We start from the raw sequence: 24,816 nt of genomic DNA on the forward strand, positions 1-24,816 counted from the left end.
CAGTTGTAGCAGCACAGTCACCATCAGCAGCAATTGTATAACGAATCACTACAGTTGTGTTTGTGTTGATGTCAGCTGGAGAATAAGTATTTCCATTGATTGAACCACCACCAGAAACGATAGACCAAGTACCACCAGCAGGAGTTCCTGTTAATGTTTTAGCCTCACCTTCGTTAATAGAAGCAGTAGACGTTGTATTGTCAGCAACTACATCACATACAGGAGTTACTGTAAAAGTAACATCATCAGAAATATCTGAACAAGACCCAGAACCTGCAACAGTATATCTTAGTTTTACAGTTGTGTTTGTATTAATATCAGCTGGAGAATAAGAATTTCCATTGATTGATCCACCACCAGAAACGATAGACCAAGTACCACCAGCAGGAGTTCCTGTTAATGTTTTTGTTTGTCCTTCAGTTATTGAAGCAGTAGAAGTTGTATTGTTAACAACAATTTCTACTGGTTGAGAAATAGTTACGTTTGCACCTAAGTCTCTTTTATATTCACCATTACCCCATCTAACCCAAACATCGTAAGTTCCAGGGCTAAGATTAGAGTATGTTACACTACCAGAATCGTCTGCAACTTTGGTAAAGAAATTAGAACCACCATCTAAACTAAATTCAATATGAGTTCTTGTAGTAGCATCTTCAAAGTTAAAAGTTATTGATCCGTCATTTAAACCATAACAAGTTACATTTGTACTGCTAACAGTTACAGATTGTAAAACTTTTACAGAAAAAGTAACATCGTCAGTTGTAGCAGCACAATCACCATCTGCAGCAATAGTATACCTAATTGTTACGCTAGTGTCGCCATTTACGTCTGCTGGAGTGTATGTGTTTCCATTGATAGAACCACCACCAGAAACGATAGAGAATGTTCCTCCTGCTGGAGAACCACTTAATGTTTTTGTTTCAGCTTCAGTAATAGAGGCTGTTGTAGTTGTGTTATCTGCAAAAACATCACAAACAGGAGTTACTGTAAAAGTGATGTCATCTGATGTAGCTGAACAAGTTCCGTTAGCTGCAACAGAATAACGAATTACTACATTTGTATTTGTATTAATATCATCTGGAGTATAAGTAGATCCGTTGATAGAACCACCACCAGAAACAATAGAAAATGTTCCTCCAGCAGGAGTACCACTTAAAGTTTTAGTTTCATTTTCTGTAATTGTAGTAGTAGTTGTAGTATTGTCAGCTACTTCACAAGGTACACATACTATAACTTCTACAGCATCTATATCATAGTCTACATCGTTAATATCTCCTTTATCAAAGGCAACATATCTAAAACTAGAGTTTGAAGTTACAGTTGTAGTGATAAAATTATTAGAGTTAGTTTGAGGTCTAGTAGGATGATTTACAAAGTTTGAGTTCGATGAAGTTGATTCAGACAAATCTATATAAGCAGTTCCACTAACTCCACTTCTTACTTTCCAAGTTATTCTGTATTCTGTACCTGCTGGAAAAGTTTGATTAAAGTCTACAACTAATGTTTGGTTGCTATTATGAATTTCGGCAAAGCTTCCATCTGGAGCACCAGCTACATTGTTTTTTCCATTTACATTATTTACATCTCTTTGATATGAGGCATAAGTGCTAGTACAAGTAGATCCTGTACCTGCAGGAACCGTAATTGTATAGTCAGTGAAACAATCATCGAAATTAGAAAAGGCTCTTACTATATAAGTTCCACCATTATTCAATACATTAGAAATTATTGTTGTTGGTAAAGAATTTGGTAAAGCAGTAGCAGTAGCAATTGTTGTTGGCCCATCATATGTGCCAGCGTTTAATGTACTAATGCCATAAAATTGTGTTGTATTTGATGAGTTGATTTTTACAGAACCGTCATTATTCGTTGGTGTAACTGCGCTTAAACTTAATGTAGGTGAAGTTGGGCAACAGTTTGATGATGTATTTTCATTTAACATCACCTCTGGTTGTCTATCATTATCTTCAGGAACTAACCAAATTGCATCTGAAGCACTTAATGTACCATTACTAACCCAAGTTTTAATATTGCTAACAGAATAGGTGTTGCCATCTGCACCTGTCCATTGATAGTTATAATTTGATGTGTCTAAATTATCTGTATAGTGCCAAACTGCTACAGCAATTGCTCTATAGAAATTATCTGTTAAGCTAGATGGAGCAGAGCTAGGAGCATAAGAATTATGCTTCATTAAACTCATTACTCTTTGAACCTTGTTTATAATTGAACTTGTAGATAAATTGTTATTGTTAAAGCTAATATCAGCTGCAGGATTCAATGTAGTATTAAAGACATCATCATCCTTTGGTGCAGTATCATATAAACTTAAACAAAATGAAGGAATTCCACTATTATTAATAGTAGACCTAGAAATACCCCAAGAACTTGCTTCAGTAATTAATAAAGAACTTTCTGGAGAACAAACATTTGTTCTACTACTTGTAGAAAAATTGTTTAGGCTAGAAAAATCTTCATAATTAGTTTTAGAGCCAGACTTAGCAGTTGTGTTGCTAGATTGTCTGATGCTTTCCTTACCAGTAGGATTAGCAGTATTTTGTGCTAAAACTCCTGATGTTCCTAAAAATGTAGCAAGCAAAAATGTTAATAAGACTTTCGAATTCAATTTCTTTACTAGGGTAGAGAAAACGAATTGTTTCGTTTGGGGTTGTGTAATTTTTTTCATGGCGTGAAAAAGGTTATAAAATAGGGTTACAACTTTTATTCTCCTTTATGAACAAGACTTTAGAGGTTTCGAACGTAGGGTAGAATCGTTAGTTAGACGTTGATTTCGTATGCTAATTAAAAAGCATTAAAAATCTATACTTTTACTTTAGTAAAGTAATTGGCCTAAATCTAATTCGGATTTAATTATGTTAATAATTGAATTTTGGCTCACTGAAGATCTCAGAGAGTTTTGCGGATTAGGGTGTAAATTTTTCTTCATCGAAAAAGTTTTAATTTAGGGTTAATACTTTACTATCAAGAACAAAATTATCTTATTTTGGTCTTAGGGGTGTGATTTTTTCGTTAAAGGACAGTATTATTTCGATAACTGAACAATAAACGAATTTTACTCGCTTATGAAAAGTTCAATGAGGGGTAAATTGCTGAATTTGGGGTTATTCAAGTAATTTAAGAGTACTTCTTATAAGTATGCAAATGTAAAAAAAATAATGATTTCTTCTTAACTCTAAAACTAAAAAATTAACATTTAGTTAGGGTTTAGAGTGTAAATACTTAAAAATCAGATAATTAAGTTATTTCAACTGTTAATAACTTTTTATTAAATGGCTGATTATCAGCTAATAATTACCTTTTTTTGGCTGCTTTTTACGGTGTAAAGACCTATGAAAGTGACGAGTCCGTTAACAATAAGCAATGCAAAACCAAAGCTAAAATTGTATAATTCTAAGCTATAGTAGTTTAATAAATAAGTTATAATTGGAGATATTAAACAGACGAATGGCACCCATTTGTCTTTTAATTTGAACTTCGTAAAAAGACCAAAAGCGTACAAACCTAATAATGGACCATAGGTGTAATTTGCAAATGTAAAAATCTTAGCAATCACACTTTCGTCAGCAATAAAATATTTAAAAATTAAGATGGTAACAATTAAAATTAGTGAGAAAATTATGTGTATTTTTTTTCTAATTTTCTCTTGATTTACAGCGCTTTCTTTTTTGTCTATTTCTAATATGTCAATACTAAAAGATGTGGTTAAAGAAGTTAATGCAGAATCTGCACTAGAGTAGGCTGCTGCTATTAAACCTAGTAGAAAGAAAATAGCTGTAGCTAAACCTAAAGTACCTTTGGTTGCTATTATAGGAAAAAGTTGGTCTTTGTGTGCGTCAATTCCGTTTTTTTGAGCGTAATCTGTTAGTAACACTCCTAAGGCTAAAAAGAAGAAGTTTACAATTACTAAAACTATTGTAAACCAAAACATGTTTTTTTGCGCATCCTTTAGATTTCTACAAGTAAGATTTTTTTGCATCATATCTTGGTCTAATCCTGTCATTACTATAGCCACAAATGCACCTGCAAGAAATCGTTTCCAAAAATAATCTCCAGATTTAAAATCATCAAAAAAGAAAGTTTTAGAGAGTTCACTATCTGCAACATAAGTAAATAAATTGCTAATTTCCATTTCACTAGAAATGGTGTAAATACAAACGCCAACTGCAATGAGCATGAATAGTGTTTGTAGGGTGTCTGTCCAAACAATAGTTTTAATTCCGCCTTTAAATGTATACAACCAAATTAATAATATTGTTATGGTTACTGTAATCCAAAAGGGTATTCCAAATTCATCAAACAATAAGAGTTGTAAAACATTAGCTACAAGAAACAGTCGAAAAGAAGCACCAATAATTCTTGACAATAAAAAATAGCTAGCACCAGTTTTGTAGGAATAATTTCCAAATCGATCTTGAAGATAGGTGTAAATTGATGTTAAATTCAGTTTGTAGTAAAGAGGTAAAAGTACTAAGCCAATTACTGCATAACCTACTATATAGCCCAAAACCATTTGCATGTAACTCATGCTTTGTGCTTCTACCCAACCAGGAACAGAAATAAATGTAACTCCCGAAAGTGAAGCGCCTATCATACCAAAAGCAACCAAATACCAAGGTGATGAATTGTTTGCCTTAAAAAACGTAGCATTATTGGCAGATTTACCAGTAACGTAAGAAATAAGAATTAATACAGAGAAATAACCAATTATTAAAAGTAAAATATGAAGTGGCTGCATATGTATAAATTTCAATTTTGTAAGCACGAATATATGTTATTTAACAGTCTTTTTTATTTTTTCTTCATTCTTTTCTTTTGAATGATTTAAATTTGCAACTATGGATTTTTCGTCAAAAATTTTAGAGAATGCTGTAAACGAAGTTTCAAGATTACCAGGTATTGGTAAACGTACAGCATTACGTTTGGTTTTACATTTATTAAAGCAGCCTAAAGAAAATACAAGTTATTTGTCAGAAGCCTTGTTGCATTTAAGAAACGATGTAAAATCTTGTGAAAATTGTCATAATATCTCAGATACGGTTTTGTGTGATATTTGTAATAATCCTAAAAGAAATGAGGAAATTGTTTGTGTTGTGGAAGATATTAGAGATGTTATGGCTATAGAAAGTACATCTCAATTTAAGGGGTTGTACCATGTTTTAGGAGGTAAAATTTCTCCAATAGAAGGCATAGGGCCACAAAATTTACAAATAGAATCTTTAGTAAATAAGGTAGAAAAAGGTATTATTAAAGAGTTGATATTTGCTTTGAGCTCAACAATGGAAGGTGATACTACCAATTTCTATATTTATAAACAGATAGAAAAATACAACATTACAACATCTACCATAGCTCGTGGAATTTCTGTAGGAGACGAATTAGAGTATGCAGATGAAGTTACTTTAGGAAGATCTATCATTAATAGAATTCCTTTTTCTCAATCTATAAAAAATTAAAGGTTACGCTTTAATTGTTAAAATGGGCTTTAATGCTTTTTTAGAAAGTGATTTGGTTACACTTGCAGAAAATAAGTGAGATAGTCCACTTCTTCCACTTGTGCTTAAGGCAATTAAATCTGCATTTAAATCTCTAGAAAAATTTAGAATTCCTTTTTCAATAGAAGCATCATTGTAAATATTAATAGAGAATTTTGGTAAATCGAATTCCCTAATAAAGTTTTCTATTTTTTCGGTAGCATCGTGAGTGCTTTCAAATTTAGTAGGTGTTGTAACCTTTAATAAATGAATTTCACTTTTAAAATGATTAGCAAAGTCTAGAAACTTTCTAAAAACCAATTTTTTACTATCGTCTTTAAAGTTAGAAGCAAAAACAATGTTTTTAATTCTAAACTTCTTTGAATCTTTTTTAACAACAATAACAGGTACATGAGCTCTTCTTACTACTTTTTCTGTATTAGAACCAATAAGAATTTCTTCAAATTCAGAATGTCCCTTAGAACCCATAACAATTAAATCTGCTTCAATTTTTTCAGCATATTGCAAAATACCCTCATATGGTTTTTGAAAACGAATGGCATGATGCACTTCATAGCTTTCATCAAAAAAATCGGTTTTAAATTCTAAAATTCGATCTCTAATTTTTCTTAAATACAACATGCTTTCAGGAATACTAAAGTTGCTTCCTGCACCCATGTCTACAATTCCAGATGGCAATTCTATCATATGCAATAAGTACACTGTACTGTTAGATTTCTTTGCAATTCTAGATGCCATTTTACAGGCAAATTCAGATCTCTTAGAAAAATCGATAGGAACTAATATTTTATCCATAATAGATTTGGTTGATTTATTTAATTGTATAAATTAAAGTTACGAAAAAAATAGAATATAATTACGTTTGTTAAATAGTAAACAATTCGTATATTTGCACAGAATTTAGCAGTAATTTGATAAATGAGGGGACTTAAAGTCCCCTCTTTTTATACTCAAAAAGAATATTTTAAGCGATTATCAAGTTTTTATATGGATCAAAAGAAAATTAAAGATTTAGTAGACGAAGCTTTAGCCTTAAATGAAAGTCTATTTTTAATTGATTTAACAATTTCTGAGAACAATAAAATTCAAGTTACAGTAGATGGCGATAATGGAGTCCCTTTAAGCGAATGCATTAGAATTAGTAGGAATGTAGAGCATAATTTAGATAGAGAAGAAGAAGATTTTTCTTTAGAAGTAACTACTCCAGACATTTCTCATCCATTGAAAGAAAAAAGGCAGTACATAAAAAATATCAATAGAATATTAAAAGTAAAAACTGCAGAAGAAGAATTAGAAGGTACTCTTGTAGAGGCAGATGATGAAAAGATTGTGCTAAACTGGAAAGCAAGAGAACCAAAACCAATAGGTAAGGGTAAAGTTACCGTAAAAAAATCGGCAACTTTAACTTACACAGAAATTAAAGAAGCAAAAGTGAAGATTGTATTTTAAGTAAATATGTAATGGAAAATATAGCATTAATTGATTCGTTTTCAGAATTTAAAGATAATAAGAGTATAGACAGAGTAACATTAATGTCTATTTTAGAAGAAGTTTTTAGAGCTGCTTTAAAGCGTAAGTTTGGTTCAGATGATAATTTTGATATTATTATTAACCCAGATAAAGGAGATTTAGAAATTTGGAGAAATAGAGTTGTTGTTGCAGATGGTTTTTCTGAAGATGATAATGAAGAGATAGAACTTTCTGAAGCTAGAAAAATTGAGCCAGATTTTGAAATCGGAGAAGATGTATCTGAGGAGGTTAAATTAATTGATTTAGGAAGAAGAGCAATTTTAGCTTTACGTCAAAACTTAATTTCGAAAATTTACGAGCACGATAGTACTAATATCTTTAAGCAATTTAAAGATTTAGAAGGTGAATTATTTAGTGCAGAAGTGCATCACATACGTCATAACGCAATTATTTTGTTAGATGATGAAGGTAATGAAATTGTGTTACCAAAAAGTGAGCAAATACGTTCAGACTTTTTTAGAAAAGGAGATAATGTAAGAGGTGTAATTAAAACTGTAGAATTAAGAGGTAACAAACCTGCTATAATTCTATCTAGAACATCTCCAGCATTTTTAAATAAATTATTCGAACAAGAAATTCCAGAAGTTTTTGATGGTTTAATTACTGTTGAAGGTGTTGCAAGAATTCCAGGTGAAAAAGCAAAAGTAGCTGTAGATTCTTATGATGATAGAATTGATCCTGTAGGAGCTTGTGTTGGTGTAAAAGGTTCAAGAATTCATGGTATTGTTCGTGAATTAGGTAATGAAAACATAGATGTTATCAATTACACTAAAAACGAACAATTATTTATCTCTAGAGCACTTAGCCCAGCAAAAGTAACATCAATGGAAATTACCATGTATGAAGAAGAGAAAAATGGTAAGAAAGGTCGTGTAAGCGTTCTTTTAAAACCAGAAGAAGTTTCTAAAGCAATTGGTAGAGGTGGTGTTAATATTAGATTAGCAAGTGAGTTAACAGGTTACGAAATAGACGTTCAAAGAGAAGGTTTAGAAGAGGAAGACGTAGAGTTAACAGAATTTATTGACGAAATTGAAGACTGGGTTATTACAGAATTCAAGAAAATTGGTTTAGATACTGCAAGAAGTGTGTTAGAAACAAGCGTTGCAGAATTGGTGAAACGAACTGATTTAGAGGAAGAAACAATTATAGATGTTCAAAGAATTTTAAAAGAGGAATTCGAGGACTAATTATAGCGTAGAAACAAAGTAAAAATTATATTTTTACAATTATAAAGTTAAAAGAATTATATGTCTGTAGGCAAAACAATGAGGCTTAATAAAGTTTTAAGAGAATTAAACATTTCTCTTGATAGAGCAGTTGAATATTTAGCAAAGAATGGTCATGAAATAGAAGCAAGACCAACTACTAAAATTTCTGCTGATATCTATCAAGTGTTGCAAGATGGCTTTGAAACAGATGCAAACAAAAAAGCTGCATCTAAAGAAGTTGGCGAAGAAAAGCGTAAAGAGAAAGAAGCAATTCGTTTAGAACTTGAAGCTAAGTTAGAAAAGAAAAGAGCAGAAGAAGAGAAGAAAGAAGAAATTCTTAAAGCCAAAGCAGAAAAGTTAGAGCTTAAAACAGTTGGTAAAATCGATATCGATAATGCAGGTAAAAAGCCTACAGAAAAGCCTGAGCCAGTTAAAGAAGCGCCTAAGAAAGAAGCACCAAAACAAGTAGAAGCTACTCCTGAGAAAAAAGTAGAAGCAGAAAAAGTTGTTGAGGATAAAGTAGAAGCTCCAAAAGAAACTAAAAAAGTAGAAAAGGCCAAGCCTATTTCTGCTATAGAAAAAGTGGCTTCTAAAGTAGAGAGTAAAATAGAAGGCAAATCAGATGCTACAAAAGCAGAAGAAAAATCAGGTGAAGTTACTCCTGAAAATGCTGAGGCTATTAAAACTCAATACAAAAAATTAGATGGTCCTAACTTTACAGGTAAAAAGATTGATTTAAAACAATTCGAAAAACCTAAAAAGAAGAAAACCGAGGTTAAGAAAACAGGTACTGATGCTAAAAAGAAGCGTAAGCGTATTAGCAAACCTGGTGGAGGTGGAGTAGGAAGACCTACAGGAAACAGAGGTTCTAACAATAACAGACCAAGAGGAACTGGGCCAAGAGGTAGATCAAATACAAGAACTCCTGTTAAAAAGGAAGAGCCAACAGAAGCAGAAATCCAAAAACAAGTAAGAGAAACTCTTGAGAAATTACAAGGGAAATCTTCTAAAGGAAAAGGAGCTAAATATCGTAGAAATAAACGTGATGCCAGAAGAGAACAATCTGAAGCAGAACTAGAAGCACAAGAATTAGACAACAAAATCTTAAAAGTAACAGAGTTTGTTACTGTAAGTGAAGTTGCAACTATGATGGATGTGCCAGTAACCAATATTATTTCTGCATGTATGTCATTAGGAATGATGGTTACAATGAACCAACGTTTAGATGCAGAGACCTTAGTAATTGTTGCAGAAGAATTCAATTATAAAGTAGAATTTGTTGGTGCAGAAGTAGAAGAGTCTATTGAAGAAGTAGAAGATAAACCAGAAGATTTAGAAACTAGAGCGCCTATTATTACAGTAATGGGTCACGTAGATCATGGTAAAACATCTTTATTAGATTATATTAGAAATGCAAATGTAATTGAAGGAGAAAGTGGAGGAATAACGCAACATATTGGAGCGTATTCTGTAAATGTAGGTGATCAAAAAATTGCCTTTTTAGATACTCCAGGTCACGAAGCCTTTACTGCAATGCGTGCTAGAGGAGCTCAAGTAACAGATTTAGTAATTATTGTAGCAGCAGCAGATGATGATGTAATGCCACAAACAAAAGAGGCTATTTCTCACGCTCAAGCAGCAGGTGTTCCAATCATATTTGCAATTAATAAGATTGATAAACCAAACGCAAATCCAGATAATGTAAAAACACAATTATCTCAAATGAATTTGTTGATAGAAGAATGGGGTGGAAATATCCAGTCTCAAGACATTTCAGCAAAAACAGGTCAAGGTGTTGATGAACTTTTAGAAAAAGTATTATTAGAAGCAGAGGTATTAGAATTAAAAGCTAATCCTAATAAAAATGCAGTTGGTACTGTAGTAGAAGCACAATTAGATAAAGGTAGAGGTTATGTAACAACTATTTTAGTACAAGCAGGTACTTTAAAAGTAGGTGATTATATTCTTGCAGGTAAACATAGTGGTAAAGTAAAAGCTATGTTTAACGATAAAGGTAAGAAACTTAAAAAAGCAGGACCTTCAACACCAGTTTCTATATTAGGTTTAGATGGTGCTCCACAAGCAGGAGACAAGTTCTTAGTATTTGATGACGAAAGAGAAGCAAAACAGATAGCTACAAAACGTTCACAATTACAAAGAGAACAGTCTGTAAGAACACAGAAAACTTTAACGTTAGATGAAATTGGAAGACGTATTGCTCTTGGAGATTTCAAAGAATTAAATATTATATTAAAAGGAGACGTGGATGGTTCAGTAGAAGCATTAACAAACTCTTTCCAAAAATTATCTACAGAAGAAATTCAGGTTAATATTTTACATAAAGGTGTTGGTGCCATTACAGAAAGTGATGTGTTACTTGCAACAGCTTCAGACGCTATTATTGTTGGGTTTAATGTAAGACCACAAGGAAATGCAAGAGCTGTAGCAGATAGAGAAGAAGTTGATATTAGAACATACTCTATTATTTATGATGCAATTAATGACCTTAAAGATGCCATGGAAGGAATGTTATCTCCAGAAATGAAAGAAGAGGTTACTGGTAATGTTGAAATTAGAGAAGTATATAAAATTTCTAAAGTAGGTAACATTGCAGGTTGTATGGTAATGTCTGGTAAAATCTTTAGAGATTCTCAAATTAGAGTTATTAGAGATGGAATTGTAGTTCATGATGGTGTTTTAACTTCATTAAAACGTTTTAAAGACGATGTTAGAGAAGTAGCTAAAGGTTATGATTGTGGTTTACAAATTAAGAACTATAATGATATTCAAGAAGGTGATGCAATTGAAGCTTACAAAGAAGTAGCAGTTAAGAAGAAATTGAAATAAATTTCTTATTTATTTTATAAAAATAAAACACCAAAACATAAATTTGTTTTGGTGTTTTTTTATACTTGTAAATTTAATCTTTAATTAGACTAAAGTTTCCAGATTCATTAATTTCATTATCATCTTTGTCTACTATTTTGGCTTTGAACCAAAAGTTGTTAGAATTTAGGTTTTTACCATTGTAAGATCCATTCCAGCCTATGGAATCAAAATCTGTAATTGAATATATCAGCTTTCCAAATCTATCAAAGATTTTTACATCAATAGATTTAAAGGATGCTTTATCTAGCCCTTTAATATTCCAAAAGTCATTTTCTCCATCTCCATTTGGCGTAAAGTACTTTTTAAAGCCAATTACAGAAACTGTAATTTGTATAGCTTGTTCGCAATTGTTTAAATCTCTAACGTAAATCGTTTGCAAGCCAGCATCAACATTGTTGAAGAAATAATTGTTGGCATTTCCAAAATAGTCAATATTATCTAAAGAAAATTCATAACTACTATTCCCATCTATTGTAACTGAAATTGTGTTATTTTTTTCATCCTCAGTATCCACTATAATTTCACTAAAAGTAGGAATAGGAGGATTCACTACTTCAAACTCTTTCGTGTTTGAACATTCTATTCCATTTTCAATTTTATAAACAGTTAAAGAAAACTGCCCTACTTGATTTAGTACAAAATCTTGATCTGTACTTAATATAGTTCCGTTTGCATTTTTCCATTCAAAACTATCATTAAAATTGTTGGCAGAAACAATAACAGGTGGTTTAGTACTAGGATCAAAACAAATGGTGTAACTATCTAGCAGATTAATTGGTGGTGTAGCATTTACAATAATATTAAAATCTTGAATTCCTCCACAAGATAAATCAGCTTCTTGCGCTTTAACATATATTGTTCCTGATGTATATGTAAAGTTAGATTCAAATTCATTTAAATTGGTTTGGGCATCCAAATAGGTAGGATAAAATGATAATAATGTACTATTTGGAATGCTTAATTGATTTCGAATAGAATTCGCTAAGAATTCACTATCAAAAAGACCTTTGGCATCACCAACAATTCCATCAGAATCTTCACAGACATAAAAATTTTCAATATTTGCAAGATCTACAAACCTAGCAGTAATTATGAATGATGTTGTTTCGAAACATCCATTGTCATTAATTACTTTTACAAAAATCTCTTGATTTTGAACCGTATTTTGAAAGTTTTCAGGATTTGCAATAGGAACATCATTATTCAAATCATCTTGAGATAAGTAAAATATTAATTGTTCGTTTAAGGTAGGGTCAGTAATTTTAGAGGTAATCGAAAAGAGATTAAATGTAGATAGTCCATCAGAATCTTCATCACATTCTATCAACTCTTGATTGGCATTTAATACTGGTAATTCAAAAGCTTCAACTACTTTATAAACAGTCACCTTTTTAGACCCTACAGTTAAAACACCTTTAACAGTATAGGTTCCTGGTGCACTATAAGTATGAGTAGTAGTAATTCCTGTTCCAGAATTACCATCGCCAAAATCCCAAATGGCATCAGAAATGGGAGCATAGGAGGTGCTAGAAAATGTAAAAGGATCTACAAAACATTGGTTTTCTGTAACAATTTTTGACGCGAAATAAGATTGTATAAAGTTTGGTAAGCCTCTCTTAGATTTACCAGGATTTAACTCTGGAGATAGAGGAGTGTAATTAGACAATAAGCTTTTTCCATTTGGTTCATTAATAACACCTAAAATTAAGCTATCATCATTCTCAAAAGTTAATGCAACATAAATTTTTTGGTCATTGGCCAACTGTAAGCTTTCTACTTTAATATTTGGCCTAAAATACAAAAGAGCTCTAGGATCCTCTTGGGCTGTAGGGCCCTCTATTTCATATTGAAATATTCCATTATTGTCACCCGCATCAAAACTAACATATACAAATTGTCCATTAGGCGAAATTTCGATTCCTTTTGGTGGCCAAACTGCAAAAGGAGGATCAATTATAAGATTTCTATTAAAGGTAATATCTCCTGTTTCATTATCAAAATTAAAATAATGAACGTATCTAGTTCTATCACTTTCGGTTTGGCTAGCAACTATCAATTTTTTGCCATCAACAGAAAACTTCATGGCACCTAAAGACTCTATTCCAAAGTCTAAATTGGTAACTTTTGCATTAAAATCAATCCCAGAATCTGTTATTGGATATGCCTTAAAAACTGTTTTTAATTCATCAGGGTCTGAGTTTGCAGCAGTAAGTGTTAATAACCAAAAAGATTCGCCACTTTTATGATGCACAGCCGTGAATTTCTCTGAAGGAGCATTAGAATCTAAAAAAGCATTTTTAGCGACTACTTTACCTAAAGGAAAATCATTTGAAAATTCTATCTCAGAATAAAATGCACCAGCAGTTACTAAAGGGTTTGTTGAGTTTTCTGAACGAGCATAAAACAGGTAATAAGTATTATTTGTACCTGGTTTAGGTATTATGATTGATGATTGAAAATTGTTAGGATCTCCTGCAAGACCACTACCATTTTCCATAATTTCATGATTTCTATTCCATACAGTTGCTCCATCAGAATAAAACATTAATAAGCCATCTTCATTGGCAATAGATGCAGAACCAGCAGGTGCATCCATTGCACTGTCTGCTAGAACCTCTAGTTCGCCTTTGTCGAAATTTAAAGCAGCTCTATTTCCAAAATACCAATAAATGGTTTCGTTTTGAGCTGTAATGCTTAAACTTAGACAAAGACATAAAAGAGTTAAATAGGTTTTCATAACCTTATTTTCTCAATAAAGAAAAGTTTCCTTTTTTATTTATTGTAGGTTTTGTTGTGTCTGCAGGTACTAATGTTACATTGTACCAATAATCATCAGAAGGTAATAATTTACCATTATACATACCATTCCAACCATTGCTATCAATAGGAACTTGAGCTACTAGATTTCCAAATCTATTAAAGATATTAATACTTGCATTAGGATAAAAAGTTTGATTTGCACCTTTTACCACCCAAGTATCATTTATGTTATCACCATTTGGTGTAAAGAATTTTGGAAACTGTATTACAGATACTAGTAAAGTTGTATCTGGAGAACATCCGTTTTTATCATTTACAATAACTTGATAAATTCCACCTTCTAAATTTTCGAAAAGTGGTTCATCTTGATAACCTATAAAAGGAATTCTAGTATTATTATCTGTATTTACAATCGCAAATTGATAATCTCCAGGACCTAAATCATTATTTATAGTATCAATAGAGATAGATAAATTATTAGTGCTTCCTAAATTATTCGATTCATCTACAATGGTTATAAAGCTAGATTCTAAAGTTGCAATGTTAGATTCTATAACTTCTATAGTCTCTTCTCTAGAACACATTGTACCATCTGTTGTGGTTGCTGTAACTTTATAGTTTCCTCCAGATGAAATATCAATATTATCTACAGATGCATTTGGATTTAATGTATTTCCATTTTCATCTGTCCAAACATAGGTGTAATTGTCACTCGGATTTTCTACACTAATGTTGTAAGGTAAATCATTTAAACATAGAATCTGTGGAGTAGTTACAGTAAAGTTTGGTAATGGATTTACGATTAACTCAAAACTAGCATCGTCATTTACACACATAGTTTGTTTGTTCTGCACTCTAATATAAATAGTTTCTATATTATTTGAGTTGGTATATGGTGAAGCTAAAGAGTTATTACCAGATGTTGCATCTGCTTGAGAGATATGAAAAGTTACGTTAAAATCGCTTACATTTCTGCTTGCTCCTAAAACCTCAGGAATTTTACTATTTAAATCTATTGTTTGAATAATTCCGTTTGCATCATCTCCATCATCATCATTGTCACATTCAGATAATACACTTACAGGATTTACAGATGGTTCTGGATAAACTAGTAATTGAAATGTAGAAAATACAGAAGGACATTGTAAGCCATTTTCATCTACAATAATAAAAAAGATGGTTTGTACACCTGGATCATCTGAATTAAAATCTGCAGGAAATGATGTTTCTGCTGTTGTATTTTGAAAATTACTTGGATCTGCAATAGTATTTGTTCTGTTTTCTGCATCTTGCTGAGAAATGTAATATTCTACAACTAAACCAGTTCTACCATCTAAAATATCTGCTTCTCTTTCTGTTAAGTTTATATTTTGGGCGATTCTATTTCTAGGATCTGCATCAGAAGGTGTAACCACATCGCAAACCATTAAATCTGGCACGTTTGCAGGAACTGTAGGAATTGGTTGAATGATGATTTTAAACGATGTGTTTGCATTATAACACATGCTACCTGTTCTGTTTTGTACCCTAACATAAATAGTTTGCTCACTAGTTGTGCCAGCTGTAAATCCACTTGGTGCTTGATTTGTGTAATTTGTATCGTTTGTAATTACATCTGAGTTATTCATAGCACCTTCTTCTGTGGTATGAAAAGTAACTTCGTAATCTGCTTCAGTTTGTCCTGTTCCTAAAATTTCAGCAACTTTATCTCTTAAGTTTATGGCAGCATTTCTACCATCAGTAGTGTTTCCAGATAAAGCATCATCACATTCTTCTATGTCAGAGACTGTTGCTGCTTGAGGAACTGCATGTATTTGTAAGAAAAATTCTCCTAAACCTTGACAGTCGTTATTAATAGTACTAATTATTTTATAGTAAATAGGAAACTGGATTCCTTCAGGAATTGTAGTAATATCTATTTTATTGATATCGTTTCTATAATTAGTAATATCAATCTCATTTAAAGAGTTATTTCTATCAGATGAGTTTTCGTAAAAGAATACTTCTGTATTTGCTGGTGGATTTATACTATTTACAATAGCATCTCTATCTAATGAAAAATTTGTGATAAAATCAGTATCGTCATTAGCACCAGGCGTATCATTACCATCTGCGTCTAAAAGATCATCACAAACAGGTGGTTGTACATCATTATAAGGATTATCTGGAGTCTGACCGACATTAATTCTTAATTCTACTAAACCATTAGAACAACCTTCATCAGATATAACGCTTACGTAAACAACTTTTATTGTATTAACAGTAACAGGATAAGAAGTAGGATTGGTAATTTGATTTGTACCATTGATATCTGTAAAATACTCGAAAGTGATGTTTGGCGTATCAGAAATATTATCCTCAGAAGTAGTTAAATTAACTGTAGGATTAGTATCATTTGCATCAATACATTGATTAATTTCTGATGGATTATTTTTGATAATCGGTAAAGGGTTTACAGTTAAGGTTACAGGGCTCGATTCTTCTTCTGTACATGAGTTTCCTGTTCTGCTTAACAATACTCTATATTGATTATTGTTAAAGCTTAAAGGTGTATCCGTAATTTGTAAATCTTTAGTGGTTACTCCATTATACGTTGCATCATCTGTTAAGCTTGTCCAATTTGTACCATCTGTAGATACTTGCCATTGAAAAGCATCTGCATTAGAATCAATCGTCATTACTTCTGTATTTAATTCACAGAAAATAGGGTCTACAAAAGAATTAACGATTATTGGTGCACTTGTAATGTAATCTGCATTTGGTGTTGTGTAGCCATCTGTATTGTTAATAACCAAACCATTTGCATCTGTTGCAAAAGGATTTGCAAATAAAATACCAGAACCGTTTCCTGTAAAACCAGCTTCAATAACATCAAAACAATCATCTCCATCAGCATCTAAATCTGCAAAATCATAAATATTATCTTGATTTGCTGTGATAACAGAAGTTGCATCAGAATTTCTTAAAGCGTTTGCTAAAACCCCTGAATCTGGTGTGCTTTCTAGAGCATCTAATAATCCGTTAATACCAACATTAGCCGCGTTTGCATTATCGATAATTCCGTCATTATTGGCATCAGTAAGTGTAAAACCAGATTCTATTAAATCATAAATTCCATCATTATCAGAATCTAAGTCTAAATGATTTGGAACGCCATCTCCATCTGTATCATTCACTAAGGTTACTGAATCAAAAACATCATCCAACCCATCTAAATTAGTATCAGTATTTAGTAGTGAAATACTTTCGTTGGCTGCTTCAAAAATATCTGGAACACCATCATTATCAGAATCCAAATCCAATGCATCCTCGATTCCATCACCATCAGAATCCATTCTTACATTTGTTAATTTTATGTTTCCATTAAATATTGAATTTGTAACATTTGAGGTTGCTGTATGTAAAAATATAACTTCATCAACATCATTAGCCACAAATTTAAATGGTGTATTTCCATTAGGAGCTGGGTTATAAGTAAATCTAATAAGAGAACTCGAATAATTATCAACACCTGCTTCGAATTCACCATCAAAATTGGTGTCGACTAGTAATATATTATCAGGGTCTATTAATGTAACATTTTTTGCAGCTGGTCCTATTCCAACTTCATATTCTACACCAGATATTGAAGTATGTGGTTGACTTGCATCTTGTGTAAACTCGAAATTAAAAGTTTCAGAGCTATTTAGAACATATATATTAGCAGCATTAGATGTACTGTTATCGTTTATTGTTGATGTAAAGTTTCCATTTGTACTTCCAACAAAACTAACATTACCATCGCTTGTTAAATTACCTGTTAAAAGGTTTGGTATAATTGCACCATCAGCTTCAACTGTTGGGTTACTTAAATTTGTCAAATTAATAGTTCCATCACCTAAGGATTCATCACTATTTAAAATACCATCATTATCTAAATCGACATCTAAGTTGTCAATTATTAAATCGCTATCATAGTCATCAGGACAAATACTTACAGGTATTTCTACTGAATTAAAAGTAGCACCTGTACAATTTATAGTACCAATTAATCGATATCTACCAGGTTCACTTTCTAAAGGTTTATAATCGGCTGTTGTACTTCTTTGTTCCCAATTACTGGTAGCAGGATTAAAAAACTGCCATTCAAAACTATCAAACAAATCTGTATTAGCTGCTTGTAAGGTAACGTTTGGTATACAACTTCCTAAAGAGGCAACTGTGGTATTAAAATTTATTTCGGGAGCAGAAGGAAAACCAGAATAAAATGCTCCTGTAGCAGCAGAACCGTCAAAATTGAAATAAGCACAATATAGTTCTTGATCACTTTCTACCTTAATATTTCCAGTTAAACCAGACACCTTATAAGTAACGTAATTGGCATTGCCTGTTACATCTAATGGTCCTTGGGGAGCAAAAGTAGAAATATCTGCATCGTTAATGGTTACAGTAGCTCCTTTATTTGTAACAATGGTAATTCCACCATTAAAATCTTGCATTCCTACTTTGTCAATAGAAGCAATATTATCTACATTTCCTTTGTTTTCGCAACTCAGGGGTGGTACAAAAAACATCCCTTGGTTTGCTTCAGACCCATTTAGGCCTCCAATTCCTTGATAAACAAATACTGGTTTTGTAGAATTGATATACATGTTACCATTGGTATTATAACTATTCCCTTCAACTACAACATATTCTCCTGCATTTAAAGTTGCGATACTTCCGCCATTAACTGAAACTTCAGTATTATTATCATGAGCAATTACTAAAGCATTTTCCCAATCATCATTCCCTGCTCCTCTTACTAGAATGTATTCAGAGCCAATTTTATCTGCACCCACAATTTGATCAAAACCATAGTCTGTTGTATTAGGACTGGTTCCAAAACTTCCTCTTGCTGATCCTGAATTAACTACAATTGGCTTATCACTTGAAATTAGACCTCCAATGATATCGTTAACATTGCTTCCTGCTGAGGCTATCATAAAACTTTCACCTTCATTTAAAATTATGTTATTAGGTATAGAGGTCCCATTTGGTTGAGTGAAGCCAGCAGGGATATTCGTTATATTAATGGTAGTAGAATTAGTTGTAGCCATAATTGAGGCAAAAGTTGCTCCATAATTGGTTGCTACTCCTCTAACCATACCCCCTATTCTAAAAGAGTTTCCTAAAGCTGAACTACCTTTACTTACTAAAGCACCACCATGAAATTTATTTCCATTATTGGCAACTGAAGATCTAACCCTTATAGATACATAAATCACGTCACTTGCCTCAATAATAAATCCCTTGTTATTAATTACACCATTTATATTTCCTAAGTTAATATGTAATTGACTAAACTGATTAAAATCATTTTCTTCCGCAGAATTTAAGATTGGTTGTTCAACTGGATTTGCATTAGAGACTACTCCACTGTAAGCTGTTAAATCAGGATTTCCAATAGGAGTGATTTTATAGGAAACATTATTCACTTTCGGTGTTGAAATGTAGATGTATTGATCTGTAAAACCATCGTCCGAAGTTAGTGGTGGTATAAAGTGTTTTTTACTTAACTGGCTAAATGCTGAAGAAGCACAAAATAAAAATACTAGAAACGATAGAAATTTCTTCATTTAATGAATTTTGAATATCAATTGTCAAATATATTTAAAAACTAGCGAAACTAACTTTTTTTAACATTGATAAATATGAGTGATTTATAGAGTTTTCGTAACAATTTTGAAGAAATCATAAATTATGTGTAACAACATGTTCATTTTAGCTACATATAATTAAACTTAAATTTCTTATAATTAAAAAAAATAACGAAATTGCTTATCCAAAAATTGTTCAACTAAAAAACTTAATTAAATGGCAGACGAATTTGATTTATTAGAAACTAGTTCAAATGAAAAAACAGAAAAAGTAGATGTTAATTGGGGCAAAGCTGTAGACACTATGAAGTCTAAATTGGCTCAAGAAGATGATCCTCAGAAACGTCAAAAAATACTTAATGCTACTTTAGATGATGTGGTTCATATGGCAGAAAAAGACAGAACTACGCTTTTAGATGCTATAAAAGATTTAACCGATTATCAAGATGAGGTTGGTATTATGTTCGAAAAGTTTTCTGCATTAAATGAAACTGAACAAAAGGTAATCGATGATGCTCAGAAAGAATTAGAAAGAGCTAGAATTGAATTAGAAGATGCACAAAATAAACCAGATACTTGGTGGAATAATCTTTGGGGAAGAAAATCTAAGATAAAGAAAGAAGAGCAGGAATTTGCTGAAGCAGAAAAGGTAAGAGCTGGTGCAGATAATAAAGCCAAAGCAATGTTTCAAGAACGTATAGAAAGTGCAGATATTCAAACTTTGTTAAGCGAACTTTCTTACAAATCTCAAGCTGCTGTTAGTCGACTTAAAAATAGAGAAATAGAGATTAAAGAGGTTGAGGAGAAATTGAAAACCGCTATTGTAGAAGCTTCTAAAAATCATACCAAAGCTTTAGAAAAGAAAAAAGAAGTAGAAGGTAAGTTAGAAGAGCAATATGCCTTGCTAAAACAAGCGCGTCAAGAATTAGATGAAATTGCAGACAAACAATCTACAGAATATTCAGAAGCTATTGGTAAAGTAACTGCAATAGAACAAAAAGTAGAAGAGTTAGAAGGTCTTAAAAACGCTTACACAACATTAGCTGCTTCTAAAGATAGTTTTGTACACAAACACAATTTAACCATTAAAGTGTTAACATCTTTACGTTCTAATTTACAGACACATAGAGCAAAATTAAAATCAGATACTGAAGAAAGATTAAAGTATTATGATGGTTATGTAGTTGCTTTAAAGGCAAGAACAGACCAAGAATTTGCTGCAATTTTAGAACATTTAGGTGTAAAAACCGATGAACATATTGGTGCTACTTTGGCTTCTATGCATTCTGCAAGCGCAAGAGCTCGTCAAGAAATGATGGATAATATTCCAGTTCATGAAAAGGTAATGAATGGTGTTTATAGCACATATGCAGAGGCGTTACAAGAAATTAGAGAGAAGGATGGTGATATACAAAAGAATTTTGCTGATAGATATGGTATTGATATGAAAGAAATTTTCGAAGACTTTTATAAAGCAGATAAAGAAACACCAGTTTTAGAAGACGAACCTTCTGCTGAAGCTCCTAAAAAAGAGGTTTCTAATGATGATGATATGTTATCTTAAAATAAGTATTCAGTAAATCAGTTTACAGTATTCAGTTCATATTTAACTGTAAGCTGATAACTGCAAACTTTTAGCTAAACCATGATATCAACTCCCTTAGATTCTGCAGTTTTAAACTCTAAAGAACAATATGTTTTTTATCATAAAATGGTAGATTTTGTTTTAAAAGAAATCATTGTTAGAATTCAACAAAATCAACTGTGTAGTCAACAAGAAATTATTTTCTTTAAACAATATTCAGATTTGCTTTTATACTCTATAGAAGCCATGCGTATTAAATATATGTATGATGAAGAGGATAATATGAAAGTTGATTTAACAGACTCTGGGTTTCCTAATTATTTAGAATTTAGGTATTTGTATAATGATTTAGAGTTAAGAAAACAGTATTTAGATAAACTCGTAGATACCTCTCTTTTAAAAGAACAATTTTTAGATACGCTTTTAAGAAAGAAGCAACCTATCAAAAAAACAGATTTATTTAAGGCATCATCTATCATCTATTATACATCAGTCGAAAAACAGTTTATTTTTAATCGATTCGTGCAAGGTAAAATATTAGATGCACCTAAAGATGCCAATTACGATTATGTTACAAGCTGGAGTTTTTATGATGTAAGTCATAACAGGCCATTCATCTGTTTTATTTATTTTAATTATGATGGAAATAATGCCTTAAAGGATAAAGAAAAAATTTATCAAACTTTAAAGGAAAGTGCAGATAGAGAAATGGCATTAGATACCATGGCTTATAATATTGATAGAAAATTAACGGCTATTCAGCCAAAACATATTAAAAGGATAGATTTAGGACCTTTACATAATGTCTTTGCAAAAGATGAAAACCAAATTACGCATGCAATTTTAAGCGGAATTTCTAATAAAACAGTTTCTTTAGAATCTTATGCAGTTTCTTTAACTATAGATGAGGTTTTTGCAGGTGAAACGTTTACAGAAGGTGGTTTTTTCTCTAAGCAAACAATGCAAAAATGGAGTGAAGTCATCAGTCAAAAATATCTGTTTGCTCCTCATAGAATTATTCAGTTGTTGCACAACCAAACACCAAGAGCTTTAGATGTATTAGCTCAAGAGCCAATTCAAATGGCTGACTTAAAATTGAAATAAGAACGAAAAAGAAAGAATTTGATTCTTTGCCTAGCCATAAAAATCAAATTGCTAAAAAGTTAAAAGATGGAACACAACTCAACCTTTCCAATAAAACAAAATGAATTAGATGTACTTCGTGATGAAGCTACAGGTTATATTAAATCCATTCAATGGGAGCAAGGTAATAAAGCAAAAAGTAGAGAAAAAGATACCAAAGAAGATTCTATTTTGCTGTATTTGTCTAGAGCCAATAATGGTAGCAATGTAGAAGTTACTTCAATTTCTAAAACGATTTTAGCATTAAAAAAGCGCTTGTTACCAGATTCAATTGCAATTCCTGTGCATTTAAATCAAACTTTATTCGCCTTACAAGAGGGTTTAACCTTGGGTATTTGGATTAAAGACGCTTACTATGATGCCTCTGGATTATCATCTCTAAATGAGCGCAAGTCAGTGTTAGATACTTCAGGTAAGAGAGCATATGAAAGCAAATTGCAAACAGCTACCGCTTTTCAATTATTTGCAACATCGTATAAAATTTTGCACGATTTAAAACCTTTAGCTTCAGATGATTTATCTGTAATGAAGCAAAAGTTTGCAGGTATTCCTGAGGTTTCATTCATGTCTCCTTTAAAAGGTATTGCGTGTTCTTTATTTTATTTTGATAAATATTTGGGGCATCCAGAAATTATAAAGTCAGACAAAGATGTTGTCGATTTTACAGTGGTTTATTTTGAAGCTTTAATTGATGAAATTCAGTTACGTAAAAGTAGTTTGGAGTACACAGAAACAATTACAGATAGAACTTACAAACTAGAAAATTCTGATTTTGCAGTTTCAGGTTGGGAAAACGTTTTTGCAGGCACTGCTAAAAGTGTCGAATTCAATAAAATTCAGTTTGAGCAGATTGTAGGTAATAAAGATGCCAAGCATTTTGCAAGAAGGTTAACAGAAAGAATGCTGAGTTATGATTTTGAAGCACAAAAAAATCCGTTTCAAGAATTAGGTGGTTTTATGCCAGTTTTTATGGGTTATGGAATTCCAGGAACAGGTAAATCAATGTTAATTGCAGCCATTGCCACTCGATTAAAAGAACATTGTGATAATTTAGACATTCCGTTTTTGTTTCACCCAATGCCAGATACGTTAATCTCTACTTTTCAAGGAGGTTCTGCAGAAAAAATGGTGGAATGGATGAAGCCAATGCAAGACCCCACAAAAATTATTTTTGCACCAATTGATGATGCAGAGAATAATTTACAAGAAAGAACTGCACAAGGTGTTTCTGCTGGTGTAAAAGAAGTTATAGGAGTATTTTTAAGATATACAGAAGGAGCGTATGCTGTAAATTACGGTAATTCCTCTGTGGGTTTATTCACCAATTTACCAGAAATGTTAGATAAGGCAGTAATATCTAGAATTCAAGGTAGATTTAAGATCGATGGTGCAAGAACTGAGCACGATTTTCTAGATCAAGATTACATTTGGTGGAAGAATTTTGAAAAAACAATTCCAGATTTTGTGAACATGCAAAATCCTAAGAGTTACCAGTTTTTAAAAGATCAAGGGTTAACGAAAAGCATGGGCGAAATTCTAAATGCAATCGAAAAACCAACAGAAGCAAGAGTTTTAGAAGCCTATGATATAGCAAGCAAGAAATTTAACACAAATGAACATGAGTTCTTTTCTAGTTTGTATAAAGAAATTCAGAAAATATTTCCATTCTTTTCATCTAGAGATGTTAGAAACATTCAGTCTGCTATTTCGTTACGATTAACAGATTTTGATTTAGAACAAGATTGGTTTAAAAATCCTGAAGTTTATTTCAAAAAAGATTACCAAACCAAATTTAATATGTTGCAAGAATTAATGAAAGCCAATATGAAAGGATTGGATTTTTCAGAAATTAGAAGGCAAGAAGTTGTTCGTTATTTAGATAATGTTGCCACTATTGCAGATACTGATTTTAAACGAAAAGTAGATGCAAGAGTAAACCAATTGAATATAGATTTAGAAGCGAGAAAAAGTTTTGATAATGGAAACTAAATCGAAAATAAGTAATGTATCAAAAACAGTAAAATCTGACAATTGGGGAAAATTAGAAGATTTAAATTTTGACTATCATTTTAATAATGGCACTTCAAAAAGATTGTCTTTTGAAATGTATGGAAAAAGTGATGGTATTGCTGTTTTGTTATACAACCCTAAAACAAATAAAGTAGTTTTATCGAAACAATTTAGAGCTCCAGTTTATAATCATGGCATTCAAAATGGATTTTTAATAGAGGTTGTTGGAGGTGCCATAGATGAGAATGAATCACCAGAAAAAGCTGCAATTCGTGAAACAGAAGAAGAGGTTGGTTATAAAATTAAAAGTGTACAAAAAGTAAGTACAGTTTTTTTATCACCAGGTATTGTAAACGAAAAAGTGCATTTATTTATTGGAGAGTATTCAGAGAATGATAACCATAAAAATGGAGGAGGAGTTTCTGCAGAAGATGAAGAGATAGAAATCTTAGAGGTAGATTTTTTAGACGCTTTTAAAATGATAGAAACACAAGAAATTATTGATGCAAGAACAATTATGTTATTGCAATATGTGCAATTAAAAAAGATGATTAGGTAAA

Annotated in this window: 13 protein-coding genes; 8 read left to right on the forward strand and 5 right to left on the reverse strand. The window is 31.8% G+C overall.

Going from position 1 to position 24,816, the window contains the following annotated elements:
- Nucleotides 1-2,686, reverse strand: a 2,686-nt coding sequence (locus tag V7R38_RS07300) for a hypothetical protein (RefSeq protein WP_334057141.1), incomplete at its 3' end; no start/stop codon positions are given.
- Nucleotides 2,687-3,301: 615 nt separating this feature from the next.
- Nucleotides 3,302-4,756: a sodium:solute symporter gene (locus V7R38_RS07305; RefSeq protein WP_334057143.1), complete on the reverse strand. Its 1,455-nt coding sequence runs from the start codon at nucleotides 4,754-4,756 to the stop codon at nucleotides 3,302-3,304.
- Nucleotides 4,757-4,856: 100 nt separating this feature from the next.
- Between V7R38_RS07305 and recR the strand changes: the two genes are divergently transcribed.
- Nucleotides 4,857-5,474: a recombination mediator RecR gene (gene recR / locus V7R38_RS07310; protein ID WP_334057145.1), complete on the forward strand. Its 618-nt coding sequence runs from the start codon at nucleotides 4,857-4,859 to the stop codon at nucleotides 5,472-5,474.
- Nucleotides 5,475-5,477: 3 nt separating this feature from the next.
- Here the strand turns inward: recR and V7R38_RS07315 are convergent, their stop codons facing one another.
- Complete coding sequence (locus V7R38_RS07315) at nucleotides 5,478-6,308, reverse strand: universal stress protein (RefSeq protein WP_334057147.1); 831 nt, start codon at nucleotides 6,306-6,308, stop codon at nucleotides 5,478-5,480.
- Nucleotides 6,309-6,500: 192 nt separating this feature from the next.
- Here V7R38_RS07315 and rimP point away from each other — a divergent pair, with 192 nt between their 5' ends.
- Genes rimP through infB form a run of 3 tightly spaced genes read left to right on the forward strand, consistent with a single transcriptional unit; the run spans nucleotide 6,501 to nucleotide 11,098 of the window.
- Nucleotides 6,501-6,962: a ribosome assembly cofactor RimP gene (rimP, locus tag V7R38_RS07320; protein WP_334057149.1), complete on the forward strand. Its 462-nt coding sequence runs from the start codon at nucleotides 6,501-6,503 to the stop codon at nucleotides 6,960-6,962.
- Between the two features lie 11 nt (nucleotides 6,963-6,973).
- Nucleotides 6,974-8,230, forward strand: a complete 1,257-nt coding sequence (nusA, locus tag V7R38_RS07325) for a transcription termination factor NusA (RefSeq protein WP_015480677.1) — start codon at nucleotides 6,974-6,976, stop codon at nucleotides 8,228-8,230.
- 60 nt (nucleotides 8,231-8,290) lie between these two features.
- Nucleotides 8,291-11,098 carry a translation initiation factor IF-2 gene (gene infB, locus V7R38_RS07330; protein WP_334057159.1) on the forward strand — a complete coding sequence of 936 codons (2,808 nt, stop codon included), beginning with the start codon at nucleotides 8,291-8,293 and terminating at the stop codon, nucleotides 11,096-11,098.
- Between the two features lie 73 nt (nucleotides 11,099-11,171).
- Here infB and V7R38_RS07335 read toward each other — a convergent pair whose 3' ends face one another.
- Together V7R38_RS07335 and V7R38_RS07340 are read right to left on the reverse strand one after the other, a co-directional pair.
- Nucleotides 11,172-13,877 (reverse strand): T9SS type B sorting domain-containing protein, encoded by a 2,706-nt coding sequence (locus V7R38_RS07335; protein WP_334057161.1) that lies wholly within the window; start codon nucleotides 13,875-13,877, stop codon nucleotides 11,172-11,174.
- Between the two features lie 4 nt (nucleotides 13,878-13,881).
- Nucleotides 13,882-19,497 (reverse strand): T9SS type B sorting domain-containing protein, encoded by a 5,616-nt coding sequence (locus V7R38_RS07340; protein WP_334057163.1) that lies wholly within the window; start codon nucleotides 19,495-19,497, stop codon nucleotides 13,882-13,884.
- A 238-nt stretch (nucleotides 19,498-19,735) separates the two neighbouring features.
- Between V7R38_RS07340 and V7R38_RS07345 the strand changes: the two genes are divergently transcribed.
- The 4 genes from V7R38_RS07345 (at nucleotide 19,736) to V7R38_RS07360 (ending at nucleotide 24,815) form a co-directional block, all read left to right on the forward strand.
- Nucleotides 19,736-21,082 (forward strand): microtubule-binding protein, encoded by a 1,347-nt coding sequence (locus tag V7R38_RS07345; protein ID WP_334057164.1) that lies wholly within the window; start codon nucleotides 19,736-19,738, stop codon nucleotides 21,080-21,082.
- Nucleotides 21,083-21,163: 81 nt separating this feature from the next.
- Complete coding sequence (locus V7R38_RS07350) at nucleotides 21,164-22,207, forward strand: hypothetical protein (RefSeq protein ID WP_334057166.1); 1,044 nt, start codon at nucleotides 21,164-21,166, stop codon at nucleotides 22,205-22,207.
- Between the two features lie 66 nt (nucleotides 22,208-22,273).
- The gene (locus V7R38_RS07355; protein WP_334057169.1) at nucleotides 22,274-24,235 is read left to right on the forward strand and encodes an AAA family ATPase; all 1,962 of its coding nucleotides are present in this window, start codon (nucleotides 22,274-22,276) and stop codon (nucleotides 24,233-24,235) included.
- Entirely contained in the window at nucleotides 24,225-24,815 is a 591-nt protein-coding gene (locus V7R38_RS07360; RefSeq protein WP_334057171.1) for an NUDIX domain-containing protein, read from the forward strand. Before V7R38_RS07355 ends, V7R38_RS07360 begins: the two co-directional genes overlap by 11 nt.
- Nucleotide 24,816 lies beyond the last annotated feature (1 nt).

The organism is Polaribacter sp. P097, from assembly GCF_036864555.1.
GTDB lineage: Bacteria > Bacteroidota > Bacteroidia > Flavobacteriales > Flavobacteriaceae > Polaribacter.